Source organism: Streptomyces sp. NPDC042364 (genome assembly GCF_056437585.1).
This window is the reverse complement of sequence record NZ_JBWKAJ010000021.1, coordinates 21,456-38,425: the sequence shown is the minus strand read 5'-3', so window position 1 is coordinate 38,425 and position 16,970 is coordinate 21,456. Positions and strand designations below refer to the sequence as shown.

Below are 16,970 nucleotides of genomic sequence, written 5' to 3'. Positions count from 1 at the left end.
AGGCTGCCCGTGGACCGGCCGCGGCCGCCCCTCAGGCCGCCGCCCCCAGCACCACCCGCGAACGGCGCTCGAACTCCTGCACCACCGGCTCGTGCCGACGGGCCGCGAGCCGCCCCCGGAAGTCGCGCAGGGCCTGGATGGACCGCTCGCTGTGCACATCGCTGAGCGCCTCCAGCGCCTCGGTGGCGGTGGCGACGGCCTCGTCGAGGCGGTTCTGCTGGAGATGGGCCGTGGCCAGTACGGACCGGCTGATGGCCTGCCGCCGCCGGCGGTCGGCGTGGGCGCGCACCGACTCGCTCGCCGTGTGCTCGGCCTGGGCGGCCAGGCCCAGATCACGGAAGCAGACGGCCGACTCGGCCTGGAGATAGTGATGGTCGAGGAACCGCACCCACGGGGACTCCTGGGCCGCGCCCCGGCTCGCGGCCAGCTGCCGCTCCGCCGCACGCAGGGCCTCGGCGGTCTCCCGGGGCCGCCCCAGCGCCGCGTGCCCCCGCGCGGACATGGCGTGCAGCCGCATCAGCCCGAGCGGACTGCCCGCGTCCTTGGCCGTGGCGACACCGGCCCGCGCCAGCGCCACCCCCTCGTCGGGGCGGCCCAGACTGGTCGCCAGATGCGACAGCCCGGCCAGGATCTGCCCGCCCAGTACATGGTCGCGGCCCTCCGCGCACAACCTGAGCCCCTGCGTCATGTACCGCTGCGCCAGGCCGTACTCCCCGGCGTCGTACGAACTCCAGCCCGCCATGGCGGCCAGCCGCGCCGCGGCGGCGAACAGCTCGCGCCGCTGGTTGGCGGGCCTGCCACGCTGCTGCAGCATCGGGATGACCTCGGTGGTCAGGTACTGGACGATGCTGGTGCGGACCCCGCCGCCCCCGTACTGGTTGTCCATCTCGTCGAACATGCGGATCATCGCGTGGACCTGCTCCACCGGCCCGGTGCCCGACACGGACGCGAGCCGCGGGGTGTCGCGGCTCTCCACCAGCCACAGCAGCCAAGCCCGCTGAGGGTTCGTCAGCGCGCCCGGCACGAACGGCACCGAACCCAGCAGACTCCGTCGCGAGATGTCGGTCGAGCCCAGCTCGGCCAGGGTGTGCAGGGTCTCCGACACGTTCTCCCCGTACATCAGCGCCCGCCCCGTCACCGGCCGTCCCCGGTCGAGTGGAAAGCCGAGATCCGCCGGAGTCAGGGCACGGCCCAGTCGTTCACCGAGGACGGCGGCGATCAACTCGGGCGTGTTGCCCCGCGGTTGCTGGCCCTGTAACCAGCGGGTCACCGAGGCCTTGTCGTAGTTGGTCTCCGAGCCCTGGCAGCGGCCCAGCTCATTGACCCGGAGAGCGAGCGAGGCGTACGAACAGCCGGCCTCCTTCAACGCCGCCGCGAGCGGCTTGTTGGGCCCAGCGGGCGATTTCACCGGGTTCCTTGCTAATCCGTTGGTCACGGCGGCCATCCAGGAGTCGCATCGTGTCGGCGCGCTGCTGTTGAACCCGTGCCCGCCCATGCGCCAACTCCGAGGCAGGCCGGAGTAGTTCGAGGGACGCTGCGCGCGGTGTGCGCCAGGTCACTCGATCACTATGGTGGCCGAACAGCTCAGCCCGCAACCGGCGTTCTGATAATTTCAGAATGAACCGCGAGGACCTGTCCTTGTCAACGGAACGCGTGGCACACTGCACGCTGTGAATCCCGCCCCGGGAGGTTGCACGTGAGCGAGACCCGCGTCGGAGGGAGCGCCCCGGCGGCTCCCACAGTCCTGCGCATGGTTCTCGGAAAGCGGCTCCGGCAGTTACGGGAGCAGGCCGGAGTCTCCTTCGACGAGGCCGCCCGCGCCATCGAGGTCACCGCGCTGACGGTCCGCCGCATGGAGAAGGCCGAGGTCGGCCTCCGCATCCCCTATGTGAAGGAGTTGCTGCGCACCTACGGGGTCTCCGGCGCCGAGATCGAGGACTTCCTCTCCCTCGCCCGGGAGGCCAACCAACCCGGCTGGTGGCACAAGTTCCGCGACGTGCTGCCCGACTGGTTCAGCGCATACGTGAGCCTGGAGAGCGAAGCCCAGGTCATCCGTCTCTACGAACCCCAATACGTCCCCGGCCTGTTGCAGACCCACGACTACGCCGCCGCGCTCATGCGCGTCGGCTTCCCCAACGCGAGCCCCGAGGACGTCGACCGCCGGGTCGCGTTACGGCTCAGGCGCCAGGACCTGCTGGTCAAGCCCGAGGCGCCCGCCATCTGGGCCATCCTCGACGAGACCGTGCTGCGCAGGCCGGTCGGCGGCGCCGAGGTGATGCGGGCCCAGATCGACCGGCTCGTCGAGGCCACGGAGCGACCCAAGATCAGGATCCAGATCATGCGCTTCGCCGCAGGACCGCACCCCGGCGCGTACGGGCCCTTCCACTACTTCCGCTTCGGCTTCTCCGAACTCCCCGACATCGTCTACACCGAGGGCCTCGCCGGCGCCCAGTACGTCGACCAGCCCGCGGACGTCGTGACCTACCTGGAGGTGCTCGACCGGATGTCCGTGCAGGCGGAACCGGTGGCCCGGACCAGGGACATCCTGGCGGCACTACGCAAGGAGTTGTGACACATGGCAAGGACACCCGAAGGCCCCGTACACAGCGGCATGCCCGCGCCCGAACTGGGCGCCGAGGGCTGGCGCAAGCCCTGGAGCGGCACCAACGGCGGCTCCTGCGTCGAGGCAAAGCGCCTGCCCGACGGCAGTGTCGCCATCCGTCAGTCCAAGGACCCCGACGGCCCCGCCCTCGTCTACTCGCGCGAGGAGATGGTGGCTTTCCTGGAGGGCGCCAAGGCCGGAGCGGCCGACTTCCTCATCGCCTGACCGGACGCGGGGGAGCCGGGCGCCCCCACCACCACTACGCCCGCACAACCGGACAACGCCCGTACGGACTCCCCGCACCCGCCGCCTCCGCGCACACTGGGGAACCCCGTCCGCACGGGGGCGGGCACACACCCGCAGGCGCACCACCCGAAGGGAGCGGCATGCGCACGCCGCCTCGTGTCCCCGGCCCGGCCAGGCCGACCGCCCGACACGCCGGCCGCCCCGACCGGGCCGCTCCCGAGAGGCGGGGATGACCACGCCGTCCCCACTCGCCCGCTACCGCACCCTGATCATCGAGGGGCACGAGGGGCCGGGCCGGGCCCGTCTGATCGCCGGGCTGGCCCGGCTGGGCTTCCAGATCCGGCACATGCCGCCCGGCCTGCACCACCTCGACCCGGCCCTGCCCTACCGTGAACTCCTCGCCGGTCCGGACCGGCTGGCCGTCGACAGCGGCCTGATCGCCGAGCTGATCCACGGACCGCTGCGCCGCGGCCGGTCCCGGGTCACCTGGATCCAGGCCCTCGACTTCGCCGAGGCGGTGGCCGAACGCGACGGCGCCATGCTCCACCTGACCACGACGGACCACACCCCGTGCGAGCGGGACCACCGGCCCGGCGACGAGCAGGACACCGAGGCGGCGGAGGCCGCCATCGCCTACGCCCGCGCTTTCGACACCCTTGCCCAGCATGTCCCGGTCGTGACCGTCCGGGTCGGCGAGACGGGCCGCCCCATCCGGGCACCTGATTCCCGCCCGTCCCAACTCGTGGGCGAGGAAGCACAGTTGACGATAGGTTAGCGACGACCACGCGATGTGAGGCAGGAGAGTCCCATGCCAGACGGCCACCCCACCCCCGACCAGGAAGCCCTGTCGAAGATCGACACCACGGTGCCGCACTCGGCCCGTATCTGGAACTACTGGATGGGCGGCAAGGACAACTACGAGGTCGACCGGATCGCCGGTGACGCCTACCGGGAGATCGCCCCCAACATCGAGACGATGGCCCGCGCCTCCCGCGTCTACCTGATCCGCACGGTCACCTTCGTGGCCCGCGAGCGCGGCATCCGCCAGTTCCTGGACATCGGCACCGGCCTGCCGACCTATGACAACACCCACCAGGTCGCCCAGAAGGTCGCCCCCGAGTCCCGCATCGTCTACGTCGACAACGACCCCCTGGTCCTGCGCCACGCCCAGGCCCTGCTCACCAGCACCCCCGAAGGCACCACCGACTACGTCGACGCCGACCTGCACGATCCCGACGCGATCCTCGAACACGCCGGGAAGATCCTCGACTTCAGCAAGCCCGTCGCCCTCATGCTCATGGGCATCCTCGGCCACGTCCAGGACTACGAGGAGGCCAAGGACATCGTCCGCCGGCTGCAGGCGGCGCTGCCCTCGGGCAGCTACTTCGTCCACTACGACAGCACGGACACCGACGCCGAACTCAAGCGGGCCCAGGAGGGCTACGACGACACCGGCGCCGTCCCGTACGTCCTGCGCAGCCCCCGTCAGCTGACCGCCTACTACGAGGGCCTGGAGCTGCTGGAACCCGGCATCGTCTCCTGCCCGCTCTGGCGTCCCGAGCCGGGCACGAACCCGGAGCCGACGGACGTGTACGGGGGAGTGGCGTACAAGCCGTGACGGCTCCGCCCGGGACGCACCACGGCCCACCGGTTCACTGAAGCGGGGTCATGACCTTCCCGATGCCGCTGTGCACATGGCACAGCAGCAGGCACACGTCGTCCTCGTGCTCGGAGTCGTCCAGCAGCGGATGCAGCAGCAGATCGGCGGAGCCCTCGAGATCCTCGTCGAGGGCCGCCGGCCGCAGGGCGCCGAGCGCCGTGGCCAGACGGTCGATACCCGGGTCTATGCCCTGGGCGCGGCGCTCCACCAGACCGTCCGTGTACAGCGCGAGCGTCGAGCCGGGCGGCAGCGGGACGGTGTGGTCGGCGATCTCCTGACGCAGCGGGATGCCGAGCATCGCACCCGGCTTGGCGTCGAGCACCCGCACCCCGCCGTCGGGCGAGCGCAGCACCGGTGGCGGATGCCCCGCCGCCGCCCAGGTCAGGGTCGGCTCGTGCGGATGGAAGCGGGCGATGACGGCCGTGGCGTACAGATCGGGCTGCAGATGGTGCAGGAACAGATGCAGCTGGGTGAGGAGCTGGCCGGGACTCTTGCCGTCCACCGCGTACGCGCGCAGCGCGGTCCGCAGCTGGCTCATCATCACGGCGGCGCGCAGACCGTGCCCGGTGACATCGCCGATCACCGTGATCAGGCTGCCGTCGGGCTGGCGGAAGGCGTCGTACCAGTCGCCGCCGATGTTCAGGCCCCGGGTGGCCGGCAGATAGCGCGCCGCGAGCCGCAGCCCCGGTGTGAGGGGCAGCTCGGTGAGCAGAGCGCGCTGCAGGGTCTCGGCGATGTCCCGGTTGTGCTCGAAGCGCCGGGCGTTCTCCAGGGCGACACCGGCCCGGCGGGCGAGTTCGATCAGCATGAACGCGTCGTCCGCGTCCCAGCGTTCGCCCGGCGGCGACAGGGTCAGCACACCCAGCGGGGTCCCCCGCGTCATCAGGGGCACGCACAGCAGCGGCCGCTCGGGTTCCAGCGCCGAGGGCGGCTGGTCGTCGACCCCGGGGAGACCGCCCGGATGGTCGGCCGCGTACTGGGGACGACCGCGACGCGCGGCCACGACGGCGGCCGCCGGGCGCGGGCCGCTCAGGCGCGCTTCGTCGTCCCCGTCGAACAGCCAGACGTCGGCGGTGCGGGCGTACCGCGGCACCAGCAGCGTCGGCAGCAGCCGCACGATCTCGTCATGGTTGAGGGACGCCGTCAGGGCCGCGCTGGCGTCGGCGAGGAAGGTGAGCCGGCCGCGCGCGTTCTCGGCCTCCTCACGGGCCTTCTGCTCGGCGTCGAACAGTTCCCGCTGCGCGCGTCCGGCCGCGTCCAGCTCGGCGTGGAGCGCGAGAACACCCTGGTTGGTCTGGTGCAGTTCCTCGCGGTGGAAGGCGACCAGCGCCTCCTGCTCGTCGAGCTTCTCCAGCAGCAGCGCGGCGTCCTCGTCCGCCCCGAACAGGGCCTCCGCCAGCGTCACCGGGTCGTCGCCCACGTGCCCGGAGTCCGGGAGCACCACCTCCTGGGCGCAGCCGACGGTCAGCCGCCAGGGCTGCCGGAACTCACCCGGCCGCTGCGTCGCCGAGGTCACCTCGACGAGGAACCGGCTGCCGGCCGGCGGTGTCGCCGCGGCCCGCGCGCTCAACACCCAGGTGCCGCCCTTGGTGAGGCACTGCCGCAGCTGCGCGGTGAGGGCGGCCACCAGCCGGGCCCGGTCGGTCGGGGACACCCCGTGCGCCGTGGCCATTCGCGCGGTGGCGATCCGGGCGCGAGCCGCGTCGGTGACGGAACTGATGTGCCAGGTCCTGGTCATGGGAGGTGATCCGGCGGGGAGGGGCTCAGCACCGCGACACTGGTGTCGTCGCGGACCGGCCGGGCGGGGCTGCTCGCGTCACGCACGATCACTGCGGCCACGACAGCGGGGTCGAGAGCGGTGCTGTGGGCTGCCGGGCCGGGGCTCCAGCGGCTCGGCAGACCGTCGCTGTGCAGTACGAGAAGACAGTCGTCCCCCCAGGGCAGCTCGTGCTGCGGAAGTGTCGCCGACCGGTGCGCGCCCACGATCCCGGGCCGCGACAACAGGGGCTGCCAGGTCGCGCCGGTCCGCAGTCGCGCCCCTACGTTGCCGACGCCGGTGAAGAGCAACCGCCCGGCCGATGCGTCGAGTTGGGCGACGGCGACCGCCGCCCCCCGGGTGTCGCGCAGCGCGCCCTCCAGTCGGCGCAGCACCTGAGCGGGCGGCAGGTCGGGCACCCGGCGCAGTTCCTCCACCGCCGCCGAGGAGGCGCGCGCCGCCTCGGGGCCGTGCCCCAGCCCGTCGGCGAGGAGCAGTGTCGTGAGGTGGTCCGCCCGCACCCACGCCCAGGCGTCGCCGGAGAACTCCGCACCCGCGAAGGGGATGTTGACGCCGCCGGCCCGCACCCCGTGACCGGCGGAACGCGCGGGGGCCCCGCGTCGGCGTCGGGAACCGAGCCGCGCCAGGGCGACGGTGCCCCGGCCGACCGTGCTGTGCAGATCGAAGTCGTCGGCGACCCGGCGACAGGTGCCGAGGCCCGCGCCGAGGGAGGAGGTGGTCGAGTAGCCGTCCCGCAGCGCGCCCGTCACATCACGCATCCCCGGCCCGTGGTCGATTGCCACGATCTGCACCATCGGGGCCCGGCCGTCGCCGTCCGCGGAGGGCCGCTCCACGACATCCAGCAGTATCAGCCCGCCGTCGGCGTGCTTGAGCAGATTGGTGGCCAGCTCGGTCGCCACGAGCGCCGCTTCGGCGCCCCGGTCCTCGTCCAGCCCCGCCCGCCCGGCCGCTTCCTGAGCGGCCACCCGGGCGTCGCGCACCCGGGTCGAGTCGCGTACCGGCACCTCCCAGACGCGTGGCATCACCGCTCCTCGCGCGGACGAGGCGGACTCGACAACCAGGACGTCACCGTCACGGTGGTGCCCCCGCCGGGGCGGCTGTCGATCTTGAAGTCGTGGACCAGGCGTCGCGCACCGCCCAGCCCCATGCCGAGGCCCTCACCGGAGGTGAAGCCGTCCACGAGGGCCTGGTCGAGGTCCGGGATGCCCGGCCCCTCGTCGCTGAACGCCAGCCTCAGCCCGCGTACGGCCCCGCTGGTCGCCGGCGCGCACTCCATCTGTCCCCCGCCGCCGTGGATCAGGGTGTTGCGGGCCAACTCGCTGGCCGCGGTCACCAGTTTCGTCTGTTCGACCAGGCCGAAGCCGAGCTGGGCGGCCGCCTGCCGCACATGCTGCCGCACCCACACCAGATCCAGGTCCGAGTGGATCGGCAGGCAGGCGGAGACGCCGGCGGTCTGCATCACACACTCTCCTGGCGGGTGCGCCCCGGGCGGGGGAGGGCCGGGGGCTTGTCGCCGAGGAGGCGCATCGCGTCCTCGGTGTCGAGCGCGGTACGCAGTCCGGGCAGCGTCAGCCCCAGCTCCACCAGTGTGATCGCCACCGCCGGACGCATGCCCGCCACGACGGTCCGTGCGGCGAGCAGACTCGTCTGGGCGGCGATGTCACCGAGCACCCGCCCCAGGTACGAGTCGACGATCTCGACACCGGACAGGTCGATGACCACTCCGGTGGCCCCGCTGCGCGCCACCGTGTCGCTGATGTCCTGCTGGAGCTGCTCGGCCGTGCCGTCGTGCAGATCGCCCTGCAGCGTCACCAGCAGTACGTCGCCCAGCTTCAGGACGGGGACGGGAGCCGCGTACGGGGACGGCCCGCCGTACGGGGAGGGGAACGCGCCGCTCACCTGTACTCCGAACCGGCGCCCTCGCGGGCGACGATGTCCGCGCCCTGCTGCCGCAGTGCGTAGGCGAGGGCGTCCGCGAGGCTCGCGCGGGTCAGCACCGAGCTGAGGTCGATGCCCAGGTGCACGATGGTCTGCGCGATGGGCGGGCGGATCCCGGAGACGATGCACTCGGCTCCCATCAGCCGGGCCGCCGCGACCGTCTTCATCAGGTGCTGGGCCACCAGGGAGTCGACGGTCGGCACGCCGGTGATGTCCAGGATGGCGAACCTGGCGTGCTGCTCCACGATGGAGTCCAGCAGCGTCTCCATCACGACCTGGCTGCGCGCGCTGTCCAACGTGCCGATCAGGGGGACGGCGACGATGCCCTCCCACAGCTTGATCACCGGAGTGGCGACCTCGAGCAGCTGCATCCGCTGCCGGTTGATGACCTCCTCGCCCTCGCTCAGCGCCGTCTCCAGTACGACCAGCCGCAGCGTGCCCATGAGCACCGTCAGGGTCGTGGTGCACTCCCGGACGTGTTCCGCGGGCGCGCCGGCGAACTCGGCGAGGAAGAGGTCGGTCACGGGGAGACGCAGCGCGTCCACCTCGGCGGAGATCTGGGTGATGGTGGAACCGGCCCGCGTCCGGGAGGCGGCCGTCCGCGCGAGCTGGTCCCGCACCACGTGGAAGCCGTCGGACTCGGCGTCCTCGACCCTTTCCGCGGTGGCCACGGCGGCGAGCGCGTCCACGACGGCCCGGCCCGCTTCCACCGCCTCGTCCCGCGAGTGGGTGAAGACGGTACGGAACAGCGCGGCGTCGGCCCAGCGCTGCGCGATCTGTTCCTGACGGTCGCGCAGGAAGCCCGCCACCTCCTGGGCCGGTGTCCTGCGGTTGCCTGCCGTGTCCTGCTCCGGCACGGGTCTCTCCTCACGTACTGGTACGACTTCCCGCTGCGGGGAACGAAGGGTGGGCGAAGTCCTGGGGCGGCGCACCCGGTGATGAGGTCGTCCACCCCGGCGCTCATGAAGAAGAGCCGGTCGCCCGGCTCGACTCTCGGGGCCGCCGCACGCCGACGGCTTCTCGCCATACGGCCGGTACACGCGGCCCGCCCGAGGAAGGACGACGCCGGCCTGAGCGCCCTCGCTTCCGTGCCCCCCGCGGTCGGCCGACCCCGCGACCGTCAAAGGGAGCAGGGCTTCGGCGGGCGTGAGCCCGGCGTCGTCGCCCGGCGCCCACCCCGCCCGCGAGCGGCCCGGCGCGGACGGTTCTCCCCCGCCTCGCGCGACACCGCCGTGGCACGGACCCACGAGGGCGGCGCCTTCGACGCCAGGAGCGTCCGACCGTCGACCCGGCCCCGGTCCGACAGGCATCCGAACCCTTCCCACGTGCTTGCCTCGCGCTCACTCTGTTGCTTCCGGCGACAGTTGTCAAACGGCAACCATCTGCCTTCGTGGCGACCCGCCCCCGCCCGCCGGCCGACACCCTCAGGTGGCCGTCCGTCGGACCGGACGACGGCTTACGCCTCGGCCGACGGTTCGTCCGGCCGGCTCGGCAGCGTGCCGGAGTCCACGGCCGCCAGCGCCTCGTCGACGCTGTCCACGGTCGCCACGGTCAGGCTGACCCCCGTGAGATCGAGGATCCGCCGCACGGCCGGCGTCGGGGAGATGACGTACACACCTCCCGGGATCTCCCGCACCTCCTGATACGTCCGCAGGATGATGTTCATGCCGGACGAGTCCATGAAGGGGACGGCCGAGACATCGAGGAGGAAGTGCCGTCGACCGTGGCTCAGCTGATTCGCCAGATGGTGTTGCAGCTCGGTCGCCGTATCGATGTCCAGTTCCCCTTCGATCGTGAGCAGAACGGCGTCCTCGCGCGGCAGATCCACCTTGATCGACAGGGGGTTCTGGGCAACGGACACAAGGGCCTCCCACAGGCGCTACCGATCGGGACCGAGTGCCCCGATCAACGGATTCGATGCGCCGCTCGGCGACGCGCCCGTGCGCATACCCGCGAATCGGTCCTCCACACGGGGTGTGATCAGGCAACTCCCGGTTCCAGCAGCCCGGTGCGCAGCCGCTTGATGATGCGGCTGATCAACCGGGAGACATGCATCTGGGAGACGCCCAGCTGCGCGGCGATCTGGGACTGGGTGAGCTCCTCGACGAACCGCAGATGGATGATCCGGCGCTCCCGCTCGTCCAGTCGGGCGATCAGCGGCGCCAGCGAGTGGAAGTCCTCGACGAGTTCCAGCGACGGATCCAGCTCGCCGATGAGGTCGCCGAGCACCGTGTCGCCGTCCTCGCCGCCGTCGAAGGTGAGTGCCGCGTCCAGCGAGGAGGTGTTGTAGCCGTTGGAGGCCTTGCGTGCCTCGATGACCTCGTCCTCGGACAGGGACATCAGCTCCGACAGCTCACGGGTCGTCGGCATGCGGCCCAGTCGGGACTGCAGCTCGTCCGTCGCCTTGGCGAGCTCCACACGCGCCTCCTGGAGCCGCCTCGGCACGTGCACGGCCCAGCTCGTGTCCCGGAAGAAGCGCTTGATCTCGCCGACGATGTAGGGCACGGCGAACGTCGTGAACTCCACCTCACGGGACAGCTCGAACCGGTCGATGGCCTTGATCAGGCCGATGGTTCCCACCTGGACGATGTCCTCCTGGGAGTCCTCACGGCCGCGGAAGCGGGAGGCGGCGTACCGTACCAGCGACAGGTTCATCTCGATCAGTGTGTTGCGCACGTACTGGTGGTCGTGGGTTCCCTCCTCCAGCATGGCCAGCCGGTTGAAGAACTGCCGGGACATCGCACGCGCGTCCTTGGGGCTGACCTGCGACGGGTCCTCGATCCGCGGCAGTGCCGCCCCCTCGGCCTGGACCGCCTCCCGCGCCGTGGCCGTTGTCCGCGCTGCCGTCACGGCTGCCATGCCGTCCACCCCTCTCGCCCGAATGCCTGCTGCCATCCCCCCGCATGCCCCGGTCTTCGCAAGTCAGTCGCACCGCGCCTCGAAAGGGATGCTCTCCCTCCGCACTCTGGCCGGAAGTCATCGCCACGGCCGCGGCGCGGACGCCGCGGGTGTTCCACCAGCACCGGCGCCCGGACCGGCGGTGCGTCACAGGGAATGCGCGCACAGTTGTTTGCCTGTCGAATCGATGGGCAAGCGGTGTTGCACGCCTCCGTATCGGAGGCGCGCCGGAGGAAACGGTGTTCCGCGTCCGGGCCCCTGTCGTCCGCCCGCCGTTCCCCTCCGCGAGTCCCTGACCGCGTCGTTCAGGAGCGATTCCGCATGCTGGTCAACGTGTCCGCAAACGGATCCGGTACGTCCGCCCGCCCCGGCACCATCGACAGAAGGGCACATGACGACGCCCCCGACACCGCCGCCGCCTTCGCCCGGCTGGCCGCCATGGACGAGGGACCCGAACGGGACGCCGTACGAGACGCGCTCGTGCAGGCCTGGCTCCCCATGGCGCACCGCATCGCAGGCCGCTTCCGCAACCGCGGCGAGTCACTTGAGGACCTGCGCCAGGTCGCCGCGATGGGCCTGGTGAAGGCGGTGGACCGCTACGAGCCCGAACGCGGGGCGTTCGAGAGTTACGCCGTGCCCACCATCACGGGAGAGATCAAACGGCACTTCCGCGACCGGATGTGGACCCTCAGGGTCCCCCGGCGCGTGCAGGACCTGCGCAACAAGGTGCGCGTCGCCCGCCGCGAACTCAGCCAGACCTCCGGTGCCACCGAGCCCACGGTCGCCGAGGTCGCCGCCCACACCGGGCTCACCGAGGAGGAGGTCAACGCGGGGATGGAGGCGCTGGAAAGCTTCAGTGCCCTCTCGCTGGACGCCGAGATGTCCTCCGGGGACGACGGTTACAGCCTGGCCGACACCCTCGGCTCGTGCGACGAGGCGTACGACGTCGTGGTGGACCGGGAGGCCGCCAAGGAAGGGCTGCGCCGGCTGCCCGAACGTGAGCGCGCCATCCTCTACATGCGCTTCTTCGAGGACATGACCCAGAACCGCATCGCCGACCGGCTCGGCATCTCCCAGATGCACGTCTCCCGCCTCATAAGCCGCAGCTGCGCGCGGGTCCGCGAGGAAGCCCTCGGACAGTCCGCCGAACCGGGCGGCCGTGACGGCCGTCGCACCCGCACCGGCTGAGCGGCGCGCCGGCCGCGGCGCACCCCGACCCGATCCGTCCATGAATCCTGTCGTCCAGACCACCCAGGAGCGAAACAGATGCTGATGCCCCATCCCGCGACCCTGCGCCGGCTCGTCGAGGAGTACGAGTCGCTCAAGTCGTACGAGGGTGAGCAGAGCGATCCGCAGACCGCTCGCCGCAGGCAGGACCTCGCGTACACGTTGTGCGTGTCCACGGGCACCCGCGACGTCCGCCAGGCCCTGTCGGCCGCGCGCCGGCAGCTCGCCGCCGCGCAGGCCACCGTGACGGCCGAGCTGTGCGGGCACGGGATGGGAGTGAGCGGCGATCTCGGCAGCCATGGACCGGGCGCGAGTGGGTATGCGGCGCTTCATGAACAGTGACGCACACTCCTGTCGCCCTTCACTGCCCCCGCGTACACCATGACGGCGATGGAACGCGGGCCGGTCGGTCAGCACAGCACCGCTCCCACCGGGGGCCCGTCCGCGGAGGCGGCGCGGCCGCCGGTCACCATCACCAGCGCCGCGGCAGCACGCCGCCATGTGCGGTCGGTCGTGGAGGAGCGGTGGCACTCCCCGTCCGGACCGCCGACCGAGGCAGCCATGATCGACCTGCTCCTGGTCGTCTCCGAGCTGGTCACCAACGCGGTCCGGCACGGCGGAGGGCTGGCCGGGTTCGACGTCACCGTCACCGCGGGCGGCGTACGGCTGGACGTGCGGGACTACAGTCCCGCCGTCCCCGCAGCCGCCCACGGCCCGGGCATGCCGCCCCGCTCCCACGAGGGCAGCGGATACGGCTGGCCGCTGATCAACCGGCTGGCCGGCGAGGTCCACATCCGCAGCCACGCGGCCGGCGGCAAGACGATCAGCGTCCTGGTGCCGCTGACCTGATCACATGGGCCTGATCACATGGGCCTGATCACATGGGAGCGCCCCGGCCCGTCTGGCCGGGGCGCTCCGGTGTCACCAGGGCAGGAACACGTGGATGTCCTTGCCGCGCTCCCTGCCCTCGTCGTGCACCACCACGCTCACCTCGTCACACAGGGTGTGGATCAGATACCAGCCGATGCCGCCGCCGCCCTTGCTCGGGTGGAAGGGGCGCGGCTCGGGCGACGTCATGCTCGTGTCGTGCATCATGACGTGCACCCCGTCGTAGGTACGGCGCATCGTGAGCTCGAAGGGGCCCGGGGCATACTGCACCGCGTTCGCGGCCAGCTCCGTCACCACCAGCAGGATGTCGTCCCAGTGCTCCTGCGCGGCGGGGAGAGACGTGCGCGAGAGCGCCCCGAGGAACTCCTCGGCTGTCGCGCGGGCACCCGTCACGTCGCCGAGTTCTCCGTCGAAGGCGGCGTGATGCTTCTGAATCTCCTCGGAAGGCAGTTTGTCGTCCCAACACGGCTCTGTTGCCATCTCGCCTTTCCCCGCTCGGCTCATCGAAGGCGAACGCGATCCCGCGTTCCTCTCCGAGGCACGTGCTTCCCCCGATGAGAGCGGCTACGCGTTCGAAATGGTAGAGATGTATGGGGCATTGGGGAAGACAGTGGCCTGATGCCGCCCTCGCCGTACGAGTGCCCGCTACCGCTCGGCCGACGCACGTTCTTCGGCAGGTGTCCGGAGAACCAGCAGCGCCACGTCGTCCTCGTTCTCCACCGGACGGGCCCGCTCCAGCAGCAGGTCGCAGAACACATGCAGCGGACGATGGGACAGCGCGGCCGCATGCTGCCGCAGCCGGGCCATGCCCCGGTCCAGGGACTGCCCGGGCGCCTCGATCAGGCCGTCCGTGTACAGCACCAGCGTGGCCAGCGGCGGCAGCGGGGTCAGCGTGTCGGTACGGCTCCGGGTGAGACCCGTACCGAGCAGATGGTCGTGCTCCTCGTCGAGGAAGGCGGACCGCCCGTCGTGCGTGATCAGCAACGGCGGCGGATGACCGGCGTTGGTCCACCGCAGCGCCCAGCCGTCGCCCCGCTCCACCCTGCCGAAGATCAGGGTCGCCATCGACGCCTCGGCCACGTTCACCACCGCCTGGTCGAGCCGCTCCACGATCGCGCTCGGCGGCTCCTCCAGCGCCCAGGCGTACGCGCGGAGCATGTTCCGGACCTGCGCCATCCCGGCGGCCGCGTCGATGTTGTGACCCACGACGTCACCGATGGCCACCGCAGTCGCCCCGTCGGCCAGCGGGAACGCGTCGTACCAGTCGCCGCCGACCTGCGCCGACTTCGACGCCGCCACGTACCGTGCGGCCATGCTCAGCCCCGGCACCTCGGGCAGCTGCGGCAGCAGGTGGCGCTGCATGGTCTCCGCGATGTGCCGCTGCCGCTGGTACAGCCGGGCGTTCTCCAGTGCCAGGCCCGCCCGCCGTGCGATGTCCTCCAGCAGTGACAGCTCGGCGTCCGTCATGACCCCCGACCCGGCGTCGCGGCCCAGGGTGAGGGCGCCCAGCACCGCGCGCGGCCCACGGATCGGCGCGATCGCCGCCGAGCGCATGCCGGTCACCTGGAACAGCCTCTGCTGCGCCACCGCGATCCCCGAGTCCGGCGGTCCCTGGTACGTCTCCGGCCCGGCCAGTGTGGACGCCGCCCCGCGCAGCGCCCGCGACAGTGGCATGAACGACTCCTCGTGCACCGGGGGCAGCGGCCCCTCCAGTTCCTCGCACCGCACCACGGCACCGCCGTGATGGGTCGCCACCGTGGTCCGCCAGACGTCGTCGGACTCGGTGATCAGGTCGATCACCGCCCAGTCCGCGAGCCGCGGCACCACCAGCCGCACCAGCCGCGCCACGGCCTCCTCGGAGTCCAGCGTGGAGGTCAGCCGGGTCGTCGTCTCGGCGAGCAGCGCCAGCCGGTCCAGCTGCGACAGGATCGGCGAAGCCGCCGTCGAGGGCACCCCCTCGTCCGGGTCCGTCTCGTAGAACAGGACGGCGGCGCCCAGCACACCCCCGTCGAGCCTGCACGGGGTGACCAGCCAGGACACCGGAAGCAGAGTGTCGTCGCCCCGCGCGAACCACTCGTGCGCCCCGCTCCGCGTACTGCCGCCGAGGAACGCGTGCATCATGGGGCAGGCGGCCCGTGGCATGGTCTGGCCGAGGCCGTCCCGGTGCAGCAGGTCGTGCGCGTCCCGGCCGACGAGTCCGTCGGCCGTACGGCCGAGCAGGACCTCGGCCCGGGCGTTCACCGCGACGATGGAACCATGGTCGTCCACCATGTACATGCCCGCATGCACGAGGTCCGGCAGATCGCCCGGCGAGCGCACGGCGGGGCCGAGCCGCCGCCCGGCGGTGTGGTCGGGACTCCACGCGCTCATGCTCGGGTTCCTCGCAATTTCGGGACTCTGCGAACGGTACCGCCGGCACCCCGCCACGGGCGGAGAGCGGACATACGTTCGGAACGCAATACCCCGTACGTGCCGACCTACGCGCATGACATTGTCGCCCAGGGAAGGCCGCCCCGACCAGTGAGACCTCAGGCAGGGAGACCTCAGGCCTGCGTGTGCCGTACGCAGGCGGCGACCACCTCGCGCAGACTTCCCGTCCGCTCCATCACGTCCCGCTGCACCCGGGCGCCGTTGCCGCGCCGCGAGAGCGTGGCGACCGCGTCGCGGACCAGGCCGAGGTCGCCGTTGTCCGCGAGGGCCTCCTCGACGTGGTCCAGCAGCGAGCCGATCACATCACGGGCGGGCCGGGGACGCATGGTCACCGGGTCCAGCAGGTTCTCCGCCATGCCGGACCGGGCGGCCCGCCACCGAGCCAGCCGCAGCAGTCCCGCGGTGTGGCCGAGCGGTTCACGGCCCGCCCGCCACTCCCGGGCCGCGGTGTCGACCAGTCCCCGGGTCAGTGCCGCGACGAGGACCGCGGTGTCGGGGTGCAGACACACGTCCGCGACCCGGATCTCCACGGTCGGATACCGCTGGGACAGCCGTGCCTCGAAGTACACCATCCCCTCGTCCCGCACCACCTCCGTGGCCGTCAGCTCCGCGACGCACCGGTGGTACCGCTCGGCCGAGCCGAAGACCTCCGTCGGACCGGCCATCGGCCACATGTCCCACACCTGACTGCGATAACTGGCGTACCCGCTGTCCCGGCCCTGCCAGAACGGCGAGTTCGCGCTGAGCGCCGTCAGCACCGACAGCCACGGGCGGATACGGTCCAGCACGGCCACGCCCTCGTCCTCGGACTCCACCGACACATGGACATGACATCCACAGACCAGCTGGACCTGCGTGTCGAGCCCGAACTCCCGGGCCATCCACTGGTACCTGCTGTTCATGGTGATCGTCGGATGCACCGGAAGCGGCGAGGTGGCCAGCGCGACCACAGCCCCGCCCACCTCCTCGGCGTGACGTGCCGCGTCCTTGCGGCAGCGGATGATCTCCGACCCCAGGTCCGTCATCCGCGACTGCGGATGGGTGGCGAACTCGACCTGTTCGTCGTGCAGCTCCTTTTCGAACACGTCCTGCCCCGTGCCGTCCCGCGAGGCCCGCGCGAGCACCGCGGCGGCCCGCGCCTGCGGCTCACCGGTCTCCGGATCGACCAGGAGGAGTTCTTCTTCGACTCCGACGGTACGCACGTGATCTGGCCCTTCTCCCAATGAGCTGGTGACAGCGGTGACAGCCGTGTGCCCGCGCACGGGTCCGGGACACCTGGTCGTCGGGTGCCGCGCGGGCCGTGT

18 protein-coding genes are annotated in these 16,970 nt (G+C 71.7%); 7 read left to right on the top strand and 11 right to left on the bottom strand.

Going from position 1 to position 16,970, the window contains the following annotated elements; all coding sequences use genetic code 11:
* Window positions 1-31: 31 nt before the first annotated feature.
* Entirely contained in the window at window positions 32-1,444 is a 1,413-nt protein-coding gene (locus AC067N_RS31345; RefSeq protein ID WP_478682281.1) for a hypothetical protein, read from the bottom strand.
* A gap of 306 nt (window positions 1,445-1,750) precedes the next feature.
* Between AC067N_RS31345 and AC067N_RS31340 the strand changes: the two genes are divergently transcribed.
* The 4 genes from AC067N_RS31340 (at window position 1,751) to AC067N_RS31325 (ending at window position 4,466) form a co-directional block, all read left to right on the top strand.
* Window positions 1,751-2,572 (top strand): helix-turn-helix domain-containing protein, encoded by an 822-nt coding sequence (locus tag AC067N_RS31340; RefSeq protein WP_478682280.1) that lies wholly within the window; start codon window positions 1,751-1,753, stop codon window positions 2,570-2,572.
* A 3-nt stretch (window positions 2,573-2,575) separates the two neighbouring features.
* Window positions 2,576-2,827, top strand: coding sequence for a DUF397 domain-containing protein (locus AC067N_RS31335; RefSeq protein WP_478682279.1), 252 nt, complete (start codon window positions 2,576-2,578; stop codon window positions 2,825-2,827).
* A 250-nt stretch (window positions 2,828-3,077) separates the two neighbouring features.
* Complete coding sequence (locus AC067N_RS31330) at window positions 3,078-3,623, top strand: hypothetical protein (RefSeq protein ID WP_478682278.1); 546 nt, start codon at window positions 3,078-3,080, stop codon at window positions 3,621-3,623.
* 33 nt (window positions 3,624-3,656) lie between these two features.
* A complete protein-coding gene (locus AC067N_RS31325) occupies window positions 3,657-4,466 on the top strand; it encodes an SAM-dependent methyltransferase (RefSeq protein WP_478682277.1) in 810 nt (269 codons plus the stop codon).
* Window positions 4,467-4,500: 34 nt separating this feature from the next.
* Here AC067N_RS31325 and AC067N_RS31320 read toward each other — a convergent pair whose 3' ends face one another.
* From AC067N_RS31320 to AC067N_RS31290, 7 genes are all read right to left on the bottom strand, one after another.
* Window positions 4,501-6,246 carry a PP2C family protein-serine/threonine phosphatase gene (locus AC067N_RS31320; protein ID WP_478682276.1) on the bottom strand — a complete coding sequence of 582 codons (1,746 nt, stop codon included), beginning with the start codon at window positions 6,244-6,246 and terminating at the stop codon, window positions 4,501-4,503.
* A complete protein-coding gene (locus AC067N_RS31315; RefSeq protein ID WP_478682275.1) occupies window positions 6,243-7,307 on the bottom strand; it encodes an ATP-binding SpoIIE family protein phosphatase in 1,065 nt (354 codons plus the stop codon). The genes AC067N_RS31320 and AC067N_RS31315 overlap by 4 nt, the downstream gene beginning before the upstream one ends.
* Window positions 7,307-7,744 carry an anti-sigma regulatory factor gene (locus AC067N_RS31310; RefSeq protein ID WP_478682356.1) on the bottom strand — a complete coding sequence of 146 codons (438 nt, stop codon included), beginning with the start codon at window positions 7,742-7,744 and terminating at the stop codon, window positions 7,307-7,309. The genes AC067N_RS31315 and AC067N_RS31310 overlap by 1 nt, the downstream gene beginning before the upstream one ends.
* Window positions 7,744-8,184 (bottom strand): STAS domain-containing protein, encoded by a 441-nt coding sequence (locus AC067N_RS31305; RefSeq protein WP_478682274.1) that lies wholly within the window; start codon window positions 8,182-8,184, stop codon window positions 7,744-7,746. The genes AC067N_RS31310 and AC067N_RS31305 overlap by 1 nt, the downstream gene beginning before the upstream one ends.
* Window positions 8,181-9,080, bottom strand: coding sequence for an STAS domain-containing protein (locus tag AC067N_RS31300; RefSeq protein ID WP_478682273.1), 900 nt, complete (start codon window positions 9,078-9,080; stop codon window positions 8,181-8,183). The genes AC067N_RS31305 and AC067N_RS31300 overlap by 4 nt, the downstream gene beginning before the upstream one ends.
* A gap of 599 nt (window positions 9,081-9,679) precedes the next feature.
* A complete protein-coding gene (locus AC067N_RS31295) occupies window positions 9,680-10,084 on the bottom strand; it encodes an STAS domain-containing protein (protein ID WP_478682272.1) in 405 nt (134 codons plus the stop codon).
* A 119-nt stretch (window positions 10,085-10,203) separates the two neighbouring features.
* Entirely contained in the window at window positions 10,204-11,082 is an 879-nt protein-coding gene (locus tag AC067N_RS31290; protein WP_478682271.1) for an RNA polymerase sigma factor SigF, read from the bottom strand.
* Window positions 11,083-11,442: 360 nt separating this feature from the next.
* On the opposite strand from AC067N_RS31290, the gene AC067N_RS31285 reads away from it, so the two are divergent.
* From AC067N_RS31285 to AC067N_RS31275, 3 genes are all read left to right on the top strand, one after another.
* On the top strand, window positions 11,443-12,309 hold the full coding sequence (locus AC067N_RS31285) for a SigB/SigF/SigG family RNA polymerase sigma factor (protein WP_478682270.1): 867 nt from the start codon (window positions 11,443-11,445) through the stop codon (window positions 12,307-12,309).
* A gap of 78 nt (window positions 12,310-12,387) precedes the next feature.
* Window positions 12,388-12,690, top strand: coding sequence for a DUF5133 domain-containing protein (locus AC067N_RS31280; RefSeq protein WP_478682269.1), 303 nt, complete (start codon window positions 12,388-12,390; stop codon window positions 12,688-12,690).
* 48 nt (window positions 12,691-12,738) lie between these two features.
* A complete protein-coding gene (locus AC067N_RS31275) occupies window positions 12,739-13,197 on the top strand; it encodes an ATP-binding protein (protein WP_478682268.1) in 459 nt (152 codons plus the stop codon).
* A gap of 72 nt (window positions 13,198-13,269) precedes the next feature.
* Here the strand turns inward: AC067N_RS31275 and AC067N_RS31270 are convergent, their stop codons facing one another.
* From AC067N_RS31270 to AC067N_RS31260, 3 genes are all read right to left on the bottom strand, one after another.
* Window positions 13,270-13,716: an ATP-binding protein gene (locus AC067N_RS31270; protein WP_478682267.1), complete on the bottom strand. Its 447-nt coding sequence runs from the start codon at window positions 13,714-13,716 to the stop codon at window positions 13,270-13,272.
* Between the two features lie 165 nt (window positions 13,717-13,881).
* Window positions 13,882-15,606, bottom strand: coding sequence for a SpoIIE family protein phosphatase (locus tag AC067N_RS31265; protein WP_478682266.1), 1,725 nt, complete (start codon window positions 15,604-15,606; stop codon window positions 13,882-13,884).
* A gap of 173 nt (window positions 15,607-15,779) precedes the next feature.
* A complete protein-coding gene (locus AC067N_RS31260) occupies window positions 15,780-16,868 on the bottom strand; it encodes a glutamate--cysteine ligase 2 (protein WP_478682265.1) in 1,089 nt (362 codons plus the stop codon).
* Between the last annotated feature and the right edge of the window lie 102 nt (window positions 16,869-16,970).

Bases quoted from the DNA above. Each gene is read 5' to 3' on its own strand.
- AC067N_RS31330 (WP_478682278.1), top strand. From the start codon at position 3,078: ATGACCACGCCGTCCCCACTCGCCCGCTACCGCACCCTGATCATCGAG.
- AC067N_RS31270 (WP_478682267.1), bottom strand. From the start codon at position 13,716: ATGGCAACAGAGCCGTGTTGGGACGACAAACTGCCTTCCGAGGAGATT.
- AC067N_RS31345 (WP_478682281.1), bottom strand. From the start codon at position 1,444: ATGGCCGCCGTGACCAACGGATTAGCAAGGAACCCGGTGAAATCGCCC.
- AC067N_RS31325 (WP_478682277.1), top strand. From the start codon at position 3,657: ATGCCAGACGGCCACCCCACCCCCGACCAGGAAGCCCTGTCGAAGATC.
- AC067N_RS31320 (WP_478682276.1), bottom strand. From the start codon at position 6,246: ATGACCAGGACCTGGCACATCAGTTCCGTCACCGACGCGGCTCGCGCC.
- AC067N_RS31275 (WP_478682268.1), top strand. From the start codon at position 12,739: ATGGAACGCGGGCCGGTCGGTCAGCACAGCACCGCTCCCACCGGGGGC.
- AC067N_RS31335 (WP_478682279.1), top strand. From the start codon at position 2,576: ATGGCAAGGACACCCGAAGGCCCCGTACACAGCGGCATGCCCGCGCCC.
- AC067N_RS31310 (WP_478682356.1), bottom strand. From the start codon at position 7,744: ATGCAGACCGCCGGCGTCTCCGCCTGCCTGCCGATCCACTCGGACCTG.
- AC067N_RS31285 (WP_478682270.1), top strand. From the start codon at position 11,443: ATGCTGGTCAACGTGTCCGCAAACGGATCCGGTACGTCCGCCCGCCCC.
- AC067N_RS31265 (WP_478682266.1), bottom strand. From the start codon at position 15,606: ATGAGCGCGTGGAGTCCCGACCACACCGCCGGGCGGCGGCTCGGCCCC.
- AC067N_RS31340 (WP_478682280.1), top strand. From the start codon at position 1,751: ATGGTTCTCGGAAAGCGGCTCCGGCAGTTACGGGAGCAGGCCGGAGTC.
- AC067N_RS31315 (WP_478682275.1), bottom strand. From the start codon at position 7,307: ATGCCACGCGTCTGGGAGGTGCCGGTACGCGACTCGACCCGGGTGCGC.
- AC067N_RS31280 (WP_478682269.1), top strand. From the start codon at position 12,388: ATGCTGATGCCCCATCCCGCGACCCTGCGCCGGCTCGTCGAGGAGTAC.
- AC067N_RS31290 (WP_478682271.1), bottom strand. From the start codon at position 11,082: ATGGCAGCCGTGACGGCAGCGCGGACAACGGCCACGGCGCGGGAGGCG.